Consider the following 9,901-nt stretch of genomic DNA (forward strand, 5'->3'; position numbering starts at 1 on the left):
GGAACGTGACATGAGCCACCTGCTCGACAGATTGAACTTCCTCCAATCCAAGGACACTGAACAGTTTGCAAACGGCCACGGGCAGGTGACCCGTGAGAACCGCGACTGGGAGGACACCTATCGCAACCGCTGGCGGCACGACAAAGTCGTCCGTTCCACGCATGGCGTGAACTGCACCGGATCCTGTAGCTGGAAGATCTACGTCAAATCCGGGATCGTGACATGGGAGACGCAACAGACCGACTATCCGCGCACCCGCGCCGATCTGCCCAACCATGAACCGCGCGGCTGTGCGCGGGGCGCAAGCTATAGTTGGTATCTGTATTCCGCCAACCGGGTGAAAAACCCGCTGGTGCGCGGCCGTCTGATGAAAGTCTGGCGCAAGATGCGTGAGACGCTGGACCCGATCGCGGCCTGGGCCAAGCTGCAAGCGGATCCGATCCTGCGCGCCTCATATGTCGAAACCCGTGGCAAGGGCGGGTTTGTCCGAGCCACATGGGACGAGGCGACAGAAATCACCGCCGCCGCCAACGCCTATACGGCCAAGACCTATGGCCCGGACCGGGTGTTCGGCTTTTCGCCGATCCCGGCCATGTCGATGGTCAGCTATGCGGCGGGGTCGCGTTACCTGTCGCTGATGGGTGGCGTCTGCATGTCGTTCTACGACTGGTACTGCGACCTGCCGCCCGCCTCTCCGCAGACATGGGGTGAACAGACCGACGTGCCGGAAAGCGCCGACTGGTACAATTCCGGCTACCTGCTGCTTTGGGGCTCCAACGTGCCGCAGACGCGGACGCCGGATGCGCATTTCTATACCGAGGCGCGCTACAAGGGCACCAAATCCGCCGTCATCTGCCCCGACTATTCCGAGGCGGCCAAGTTCGGCGATGTCTGGCTGAACGCCAAGCAAGGCACCGACGCGGCACTGGCGATGGCCTTTGGCCATGTGATCCTGCGCGAATTCCATCTGGACCGTCAGACCCCGTACTTTGAGGACTACACACGCAAGTATTCCGACTTTCCGATGCTGGTAAAGCTGGATGAGAAAGACGGCAAGCTGGTGCCGGGGCGCTTCCTGCGCGCTGACGATCTGGACGGCAAATTGGGTGAGGACAACAACCCGGAATGGAAAACCGTCGCCTATGACGAGACGTCGCAAGGGTTGGTCGCGCCGAACGGCTCTGTCGGTTATCGCTGGGGTGAAGATGGCGAATGGAACCTTGAGGAGAAAGCCAAGGCCGCAGACACCAGGCTGAAGATGTCGCTGGTCCTTGAAGAGGATCATGACGACGTTGTCGGTGTCGATTTCCCCTATTTCGGCGGTGAGGCATACGGCCAGTTCAAGACCGACGCCACGCACCCGGACATCCTGACCCGCAACATCCCGGTCAAGAAGATCCAGACCGCCGAGGGTGAGATTGCCGTGGCGACCGTGTTTGACCTGTTCTGCGCCAACTATGGACTGGACCGGGGTCTGGGCGGTGATTGGGTCACGTCGGACTATGCCAACGACATGCCCGGCACCCCCGCATGGGCCGAAAAGATCACCGGCGTACCCGCCGACAAGATCGCCCATGTGGCCCGCGAATTTGCCGACAACGCCGAAAAGACCAATGGCAAGTCGATGATCATCATCGGCGCGGCGATGAACCATTGGTTCCACATGGACATGAACTATCGTGGCGTCATCAACATGCTGGTGATGTGCGGCTGCGTCGGTCAATCCGGCGGCGGCTGGGCGCATTACGTGGGTCAGGAAAAGCTGCGCCCGCAAACCGGCTGGCAGCCGCTGGCCTTTGCGCTGGATTGGAACCGCCCGCCGCGGCACATGAACTCGACGAGCGCCTGGTATGCACACACCGATCAGTGGCGCTATGAGACGCTGAAGGCGGATGAGATCCTGTCCCCCACCGCGCCTGAGGGCGATTGGGACGCATCGCTGATCGACTACAACATACGCGCAGAGCGTATGGGCTGGCTGCCGTCGGCGCCGCAGCTGAAAACCAACCCGTTGGAGGTGGCAAAAGCGGCGAAAGAGGCCGGCAAGGAGATCCCGGCCTATGTCGCAGAGAACCTGAAATCCGGCGCGCTGGAAATGTCCTGCGAAGACCCGGACAACCCGGCGAACTGGCCACGCAACCTGTTTGTATGGCGCTCCAACCTGCTGGGGTCGTCGGGCAAGGGCCACGAATATTTCCTCAAGCACCTGCTGGGCACCGACAACGGCGTCATGGGCAAGGATCTGGGTGAGGAGGGCGGGCAACTGCCCAAGGAAGCCAAGTGGCACAAAGACGCGCCGCGCGGCAAGCTGGACCTGCTGGTGACCATTGATTTCCGGATGAGCACCACCTGCGTCTACTCCGACATCGTTCTGCCAACCGCCAGTTGGTACGAAAAGGACGACATGAACACGTCGGACATGCACCCGTTCATTCACCCGCTGCAGGCGGCTGTGGACCCGGCGTATGAGTCGAAATCGGACTGGGAAATCTTCAAATCCATTGCGAAGAAATTTCAGGAGATCACGCCGGGCTATCTGGACAAGGAAGTCGACATCGTCGCGCTGCCGATCCTGCACGACACACCGGCAGAGATCGCACAGGATCAGGTCAAGGACTGGAAAAAAGGCGAATGCGACCTGATCCCCGGCAAGACGGCCCCGGCCTTTGTGGCGGTAGAGCGGGACTATACCGCGATCTATGACCGTTTCACTGCGCTCGGTCCGCTGCTCGACAAACTGGGCAATGGCGGCAAGGGCATCAGCTGGAACACCCAGGAAGAGATCGACAACCTGTCGGCCCTGAACGGCGTGCAACTGGATGGCTCTGCGGCTGGACGGCCCAAGATCGTCACCGCCATCGACGCCTGCGAAGTCATCCTGATGTTGGCGCCCGAAACCAACGGCAACGTCGCGGTCAAGGCTTGGGAAGCACTGGAAAAGGCCACGGGGCGCGAGCACGCGCATCTGGCCGAGGGAGAGCACGGCAACAAGATCCGTTTCCGCGATATTGCGGCGCAACCGCGCAAGATCATCTCCAGCCCCACCTGGTCGGGCATCGAAAGCGAAAAGGTCAGCTACAACGCGGGCTACACCAACGTGCATGAGTTGATCCCGTGGCGGACCCTGACAGGTCGGCAGCAGTTGTATCAGGATCACCTGTGGATGCGCGCCTTTGGCGAAGGCTTCATGTCGTACCGGCCTCCGGTCGATCTGAAGACGATCACCAAGGATGTGCAGGACGAGGGCGACAACCTTGTTCTGAACTTCATCACGCCGCACCAGAAATGGGGCATCCACTCGACCTATACCGACAACCTGTTGATGTTGACGCTCAACCGGGGCGGGCCGGTGGTCTGGATCTCCGAGGTGGACGCAAAATCGGCGGGTATCGTCGATAACGACTGGATCGAGGTCTACAACACCAACGGCGCCCTGACGGCGCGGGCGGTGGTGTCCCAGCGGATCAAGGAAGGCACGACCTTCATGTATCACGCGCAGGAAAAGATCGTGAACACACCCGGATCGGAAAAGACCGGCAATCGCGGTGGCATCCACAATTCGGTCACTCGGACGGTGCTGAAGCCCACCCACATGATCGGCGGCTACGCCCAGCAATCCTACGGTTTCAACTATTACGGCACCGTCGGATCGAACCGGGATGAATTTGTCGTCGTCCGCAAGATGAAGAACGTTGACTGGCTTGATCACGAAAAAAGCTGGGACGCGCCTGCACAGGAGGCAGCAGAATGAAAGTCCGCGCACAAATCGGCATGGTGCTGAACCTCGACAAATGCATCGGGTGCCACACCTGCTCTGTCACTTGCAAGAACGTCTGGACCAGCCGCGACGGTGTTGAATACGCGTGGTTCAACAACGTCGAGACCAAGCCGGGTCTTGGGTATCCGACTGACTGGGAAAATCAGGACCGCTGGAAAGGCGGTTGGGAACGGACCAAGGCGGGCAAGCTGCAACCTAAACAGGGGTCCAAGTGGCGCATCCTGTCCAACATCTTTGCCAACCCGTCCATGCCCGAAATCGACGACTACTATGAGCCGTTCGATTTCGATTATGACCACCTGAAATCCGCCCCGGAAATGGAGGCGTTCCCAACGGCGCGCCCCCGGTCCAAGATCACCGGCGAGCGGATGGAGAAGATCGAGAAAGGCCCGAACTGGGAAGAGATCCTGGGCGGCGAGTTTTCGAAACGCTCTGCCGACTACAACTTTGAAGGCATCCAGAAGCAGATCTACGGGGAATATGAGAATACATTCATGATGTATCTCCCCCGGCTCTGCGAACACTGCCTGAACCCGGCCTGTGCGTCCTCGTGCCCCTCTGGTGCGATCTACAAGCGCGAAGAAGACGGCATTGTCCTGATCGATCAGGAAAAATGCCGGGGCTGGCGGATGTGCGTGTCAGGCTGTCCCTACAAGAAGGTCTATTACAACTGGTCGACCGGAAAATCCGAGAAATGCACCCTGTGCTATCCCCGGATCGAAAGCGGCAACCCGACGGTCTGTTCGGAAACCTGCGTCGGGCGCATCCGCTATCTGGGGGTGATGCTGTATGACGCCGACAAGATCGCCGATGCGGCCAACATGGAGAGCGAACAGGATCTCTATGACGCGCAGCTGGGCGTCTTCCTTGACCCCAAGGACCCAGAGGTGATCAAGGCCGCCCGTGCCGACGGTGTGCCGGAGGATTGGATCAAGGGCGCACAGGAAAGCCCGATCTGGAAAATGGCGATGGAATGGAAGGTCGCTTTTCCGCTGCACCCCGAATACCGGACGCTGCCGATGGTGTGGTACATCCCGCCGCTGTCGCCCATCCAGAACGCCGCAGAGGCGGGCGCGATTGGCACCAATGCGGGAATGCCCGACGTCAAGAACCTGCGCATCCCGGTGCGCTACCTCGCCAATATGCTGACAGCGGGCGATGAGGCCCCGGTGGTCACAGCGCTGGAACGGATGCTGGCGATGCGGTCCTACATGCGGTCCAAGACTATCGAGGGTGTGATTGACGAAGGCATCGCCGAACGGGTTGGCCTGTCGAGCCGGATGATCGAAGACATGTATAAAATCATGGCTTTGGCGGACTATGAGGATCGTTTCGTGATCCCGACAACCCACCGTGAACAGGTCGAGGATGCCTATGATCTGCGCGGTGGCTGCGGCTTTACCGACACCAACGGATGTTCCACAGGATCGTCCGGCAAGTCGCTGTTCGGCGGCTCCAAGAAACCGCTCAAGATGCCTTCGGAGGTGATGTGATATGGCTGTCCAACTGCATGACAGAACCCTCAAGGCGCTGTCCCTGATCCTGAGTTACCCGACGCGTGAGTTGCAGCAGGCCATGCCGGAAATCGGGGGCGTGCTCGCCTCTGATACCCGCCTGACCGCAGCCGCCCGTCGGGCGTTGCGCCCGCTGGTGGAGGAGCTGAGCGGGCGCGACATTTATGACCTCGAAGAGCAGTTTGTCCTGCTGTTTGATCGCTCGCGCACCCTGTCGCTGAACCTGTTCGAACATGTGCATGGCGAAAGCCGCGACAGGGGCGGCGCGATGGTGTCGCTGGTGGAAACCTATCGTGAAGGGGGCTTTGACCCCGTCACGTCGGAACTGCCGGATCACCTGCCGGTGCTGCTGGAATTCCTGTCCACACGCCCTGCGCCCGCAGCGCAGGATACCCTGTCGGACGCGGCCCATATATTTGAGGCGTTGAATGCGCGGCTGGTCCGCCGAGAAAGCCCCTATGCAGCCGTGTTCGCCAGTCTTCTGCAACTGGCCGGGGTCAAGGCGGACAGCGATGCCGTGGCCGAAATGTTGGCCCAACCGGATGACGACCCCACCGATCTGGAGGCGCTTGATGAGGTCTGGGAAGACAGCGAAGTTCTGTTCGGTCCCGATCCGAACGCGGGCTGTCCGCAGGTGCGTGACATGCTTTCGCGTATGGATACCCCCATCACCCCGGCACCCGCCAATCACGCGGCCGAATAGGGAGACAAGACCATGTTCAGCAATTTCGATCTCAACTTCATCATCTTCGGCATCATGCCGTATGTCGCGTTGACGGTGTTTCTGGTGGGGTCCATCGCACGGTATGAGCGTGATCCATTCACATGGAAAAGCTCTTCGAGCCAGCTGTTGCGCCGCAAGCAACTGATCTGGGGGTCCATCCTGTTCCATGTGGGTATCCTGACCGTGTTCTTTGGCCATCTGATCGGCCTGTTCACCCCGATCTGGGTGTTGGACGCGCTGGGCGTGCCCCATGCGCTGAAACAGTGGATGGCGGTGCTGATCGGCGGGCCTGCCGGGATTGCGGCGCTGGTCGGCGGCACGATGCTGTTGCACCGGCGTCTGGGTGATCCGCGCATTCGTGCCACGTCCAGCAACGCGGACATCATCATCCTGGTGCTGATCTGGCTGCAATTGGCCATTGGCCTGCTGACGATCACCCAGACGATGCAGCACATGGACGGCCATGAAATGGTCCGTTTCATGACCTGGTCGCAAAGCGTCGTCACCTGGAATCTCAACGCCTGGTTGTTGGTTGTCGATGTGCATTGGCTGTACAAGGTGCATATCTTCCTTGGCCTGATCATCACCATGTTGTTCCCGTTCACACGGTTGGTTCACATGTTGTCCGGCTTTACCGCCGTGGCCCGTTACCTGACGCGTCCGGGCTATCAGATCGTGCGGACACGTCGCCGCAAACCGCAGCCCAAGCCCGAAAATGCCAAAGCAACGCCAGCGGAGTAAGACCCATGAACGCAGCGCTTTTCCCTGATCTTGTCGTCAACGGCGAACATGTGCCCCATGCGATGGTCGCCGCCGAAACCCAGAACCAGACGGCCCCAGAGGGCAAGCCCGGGATCGCATGGCGCAAGGCCGCGAATGCGGTGGCGATCCGGATCCTGCTTTTGCAGGAGGCCCGGTCCCGCGCGATCGCCGTCGATCAGCAAGAGGTTGGCCCCGGACGCTTTGAAACAGAGGAGGAGGCCCTGATCCGGGGCCTTCTCGAACAGGCGATTTTGGCCTCGCCCCCGGACGACGCCGATGTCCGGGCGGAATGGGCAAAAGACCCGTCTCGTTTTCGGACTCCACCTCTGTGGGAAGTGTCGCACATCCTGTGCGCCTGCGATCCAAGGGATGAAGAGGCGCGGGACAAGGCTTTGGTCCGTGCCAAGACTATCCTTTCGGCGGCGCTGGACGATCCCAAGAGTTTTGCGTGGCTCGCCACCAAGGAAAGCGATTGCGGCTCAAAGGGGGCTGGTGGCGCGCTGGGACAGTTGGGCCCGAACGACACCGTTCCAGAGTTCGAAGCGGAGCTGCGACAGCTTGCCGAAGGGCAGATTTCACCAGAACCGGTTTTGACCCGTCACGGCTATCACATCCTGCGCATGGATGCCGTCGCACCCGGTCAGATCCTGCCGTTCGAGGCCGTGCGCGACAAGATCGCAGAGGCGATGGAAAAGGCCGCCTGGGCGCGGCAATCCCGGCAATTCGTCTCGGACCTTGTTGCGGCGTCCGAGATCGAAGGGGCCGATTTCAAGATGGTCTGATCAGGAGGCAGGGCCGATGGAACGGGACACTGAAAAGACACCGGGGTCCGCAAGGGGTGAAACCGCTGGCAAGGGCGTCTGGGCACACCCGCTGGACTTCATTGCAGAAGATCATATGCGCGAACGCGAGGTCTGTGCGTTGATCGACAGGTTGGTGGTCGCTGCCCCGGTGTCCGACGACGACATTGGTCGGATGCTAAGTTTTCTCGTCGAGCACCTGCCGCACCATCTGCTGGACGAAGAAGTCGATCTGTTCCCGCTGATGCTGCAACGGTGCGACCCGGAAGACGAGATCGACAAGGTGATCGACAAGCTGTGTCTGGACCATGCCCATGCCACCGCAGATGCGCCGGAGATCGTTGCCATCCTGAGGGTGTTTGCCAGACACTCGGCACCGCTTTGTGAGCGCGACCGTGGGCAGATGGCAGCGTTTGCGCATCATTCACGCCGCCACCTGATCCTGGAAAACGCGATCATTCTGCCCATTGCGCGGGCGCGGCTGACCCAAGGAGATCTGGCGACGATGAAATCGCACATGCTGGAAAGACGGGGTCTGCCCCAATGACCGAGACACGCTCATGCTGAATGATCTGCTGGACCGGAACGCAAGGTGGTCCAATGCAAAGACCTTGCAGGAGCCGGGGTATTTCGCCCGACTGGCAACCCGGCAATCGCCCGAGTTCTTCTGGATAGGCTGTTCCGACAGCCGTGTGCCGGCCAATGTTGTGGCCGGGCTGGACCCTGGTGAGGTCTTTGTCCATCGCAACGTCGCCAACGTGATCCATTCGACGGACATGAACATGCTGTCGGCATTGGAATTTGCGGTCGAGGCGCTCAACATCAAAGAGATCATCGTTTGTGGCCATTATGGCTGCGGCGGCGTCAAGGCGGCGACAGAGGACTTGCCGCATGGTCTGGCGGATCACTGGCTGGAACCAATCTGCCGCCTTGGCCGGGCCTATGCGGTCGATCTTTCACAAGAGACAAGCGAAGAGGCGCGCCGCGACAGACTGGCAGAGCTGAACGTGATCGAGGGCGTGCGCCGCATCGCGGAAACACCCATCCTGCAACGGGCTTGGCGCAATGGGGTCGGAATTCGGGTGCACGGGCTGATCTATGGGCTCAAGAACGGTCGCTTGCGCGACCTTGATTGCACGGTTGGCCCGGGCCATTTCATGACGGAGGCAGCACAATGACGTTTATCCAGAAAATCGACGGCACCACATGCGGGTGTGATGGTCTCGCGGATCTGAAAACCCTGATCCCTGTCGATGAAGCCCTGAAACGTATTTCCAACGAAACGCGCAAGGTGGCGGAAACCGAGTGTCTTCGGCTGGCGCAAGCGTCCGGTCGGATCCTTGCAGAGCCTGTCGTGGCGCTGGACATGGTGCCGCCGTTCGACCGTTCGGCGATGGACGGCTACGCGATCAACACATCGGGTCTGGCCGGTGACGGTCCCTGGGAACTGGATGTGTCTGGCCGCATCGCGGCGGGGCAGGCGGGTCCGGACCCGATACCCGCCAATACCGCCGTCCAGATATTCACCGGCGCGCCTGTCCCGCCGGGGGCTGACGCGGTGGTCATGCAAGAAGCGGTCCAGCGGACCGGGAACCGCATCGTTATCAGCGACGCGATCCGCCGGGGCAGCCACATCCGCAAGGCGGGTGAGGATATGCAGACCGGCCGCATCCTGATCCCGGCGGGCCGCACGCTGACACCGCGCGAAATTGCCGTTTGCGCTGCCGCCGGACACGCGACGGTCACTGTCACCCGGCGCATTCGTGTCGTCCTGCTGGTGACCGGCGATGAGGTTTGCCAGCCCGGTCAACCCCGTGGACCGGCGGGCATCTGGGACGTCAACACACCCATGCTCAGCGCGGCGTTGATGTCGCCTGAGATCGAGCTTTGCAGCGTTCAGGTTGTGGCAGACACACGCAGCGCCGCCCGCGCGCAACTGGACGGCTTAGCCCGGGACGTTGACCTGATCATCACCACAGGCGGGATCTCTGTTTGTCAATCGGCACGCAATCCTGACCCCCTATCGGCGCCCAAAAATGACCCCCTTATTTTGCGCAGGGGTAGCTGGCCCGATGCGGTGTAGCCATCACACAGCGCAGCCGCGTCGGGCCAGCGGGGCCTGGGTTACTCCCTGGTCTTGAAGCGCCAGCTCTCGTTGCCGGTTTCGACGATGTCGCAGTGGTGGGTAAGGCGATCAAGTAGCGCTGTCGTCATCTTGGCGTCTCCGAAGACCGATGGCCATTCACCGAAGTCGAGGTTGGTCGTCACGATGATGGACGTGCGCTCGTAGAGACGACTGACGAGGTGGAACAGCAGCTGGCCG

Annotated in this window: 8 protein-coding genes and 1 pseudogene; 8 read left to right on the forward strand and 1 reads right to left on the reverse strand. The window is 60.8% G+C overall.

All coding sequences use genetic code 11. The features are described from left to right. Positions 1-10: 10 nt before the first annotated feature. From CHB90_RS17345 to CHB90_RS17380, 8 genes are read left to right on the forward strand one after another with little or no spacing between them, the layout of a single operon-like run. On the forward strand, positions 11-3,751 hold the full coding sequence (locus CHB90_RS17345; RefSeq protein WP_089279117.1) for a nitrate reductase subunit alpha: 3,741 nt from the start codon (positions 11-13) through the stop codon (positions 3,749-3,751). Continuing rightward, positions 3,748-5,271, forward strand: coding sequence for a nitrate reductase subunit beta (gene narH, locus CHB90_RS17350; RefSeq protein WP_089279118.1), 1,524 nt, complete (start codon positions 3,748-3,750; stop codon positions 5,269-5,271). The genes CHB90_RS17345 and narH overlap by 4 nt, the downstream gene beginning before the upstream one ends. Position 5,272: 1 nt before the next feature. Further along, positions 5,273-5,995, forward strand: a complete 723-nt coding sequence (gene narJ, locus CHB90_RS17355) for a nitrate reductase molybdenum cofactor assembly chaperone (RefSeq protein WP_089279119.1) — start codon at positions 5,273-5,275, stop codon at positions 5,993-5,995. A 12-nt stretch (positions 5,996-6,007) separates the two neighbouring features. Next, entirely contained in the window at positions 6,008-6,757 is a 750-nt protein-coding gene (gene narI / locus CHB90_RS17360; RefSeq protein ID WP_089279120.1) for a respiratory nitrate reductase subunit gamma, read from the forward strand. 5 nt (positions 6,758-6,762) lie between these two features. Continuing rightward, complete coding sequence (locus CHB90_RS17365; protein WP_089279121.1) at positions 6,763-7,560, forward strand: peptidylprolyl isomerase; 798 nt, start codon at positions 6,763-6,765, stop codon at positions 7,558-7,560. Positions 7,561-7,576: 16 nt separating this feature from the next. Beyond that, positions 7,577-8,125, forward strand: coding sequence for a hemerythrin domain-containing protein (locus tag CHB90_RS17370; protein WP_089279122.1), 549 nt, complete (start codon positions 7,577-7,579; stop codon positions 8,123-8,125). 13 nt (positions 8,126-8,138) lie between these two features. After that, positions 8,139-8,756 carry a carbonic anhydrase gene (locus CHB90_RS17375; RefSeq protein ID WP_089279123.1) on the forward strand — a complete coding sequence of 206 codons (618 nt, stop codon included), beginning with the start codon at positions 8,139-8,141 and terminating at the stop codon, positions 8,754-8,756. Continuing rightward, a complete protein-coding gene (locus CHB90_RS17380; RefSeq protein WP_089279124.1) occupies positions 8,753-9,661 on the forward strand; it encodes a molybdopterin molybdotransferase MoeA in 909 nt (302 codons plus the stop codon). The genes CHB90_RS17375 and CHB90_RS17380 overlap by 4 nt, the downstream gene beginning before the upstream one ends. A 41-nt stretch (positions 9,662-9,702) precedes the next feature. Here CHB90_RS17380 and istB read toward each other — a convergent pair. Beyond that, positions 9,703-9,901, reverse strand: a pseudogene (gene istB, locus CHB90_RS17385) (IS21-like element ISPkr1 family helper ATPase IstB); the annotation flags it as partial.

The organism is Antarctobacter heliothermus, assembly GCF_900188425.1.
GTDB lineage: Bacteria > Pseudomonadota > Alphaproteobacteria > Rhodobacterales > Rhodobacteraceae > Antarctobacter > Antarctobacter heliothermus.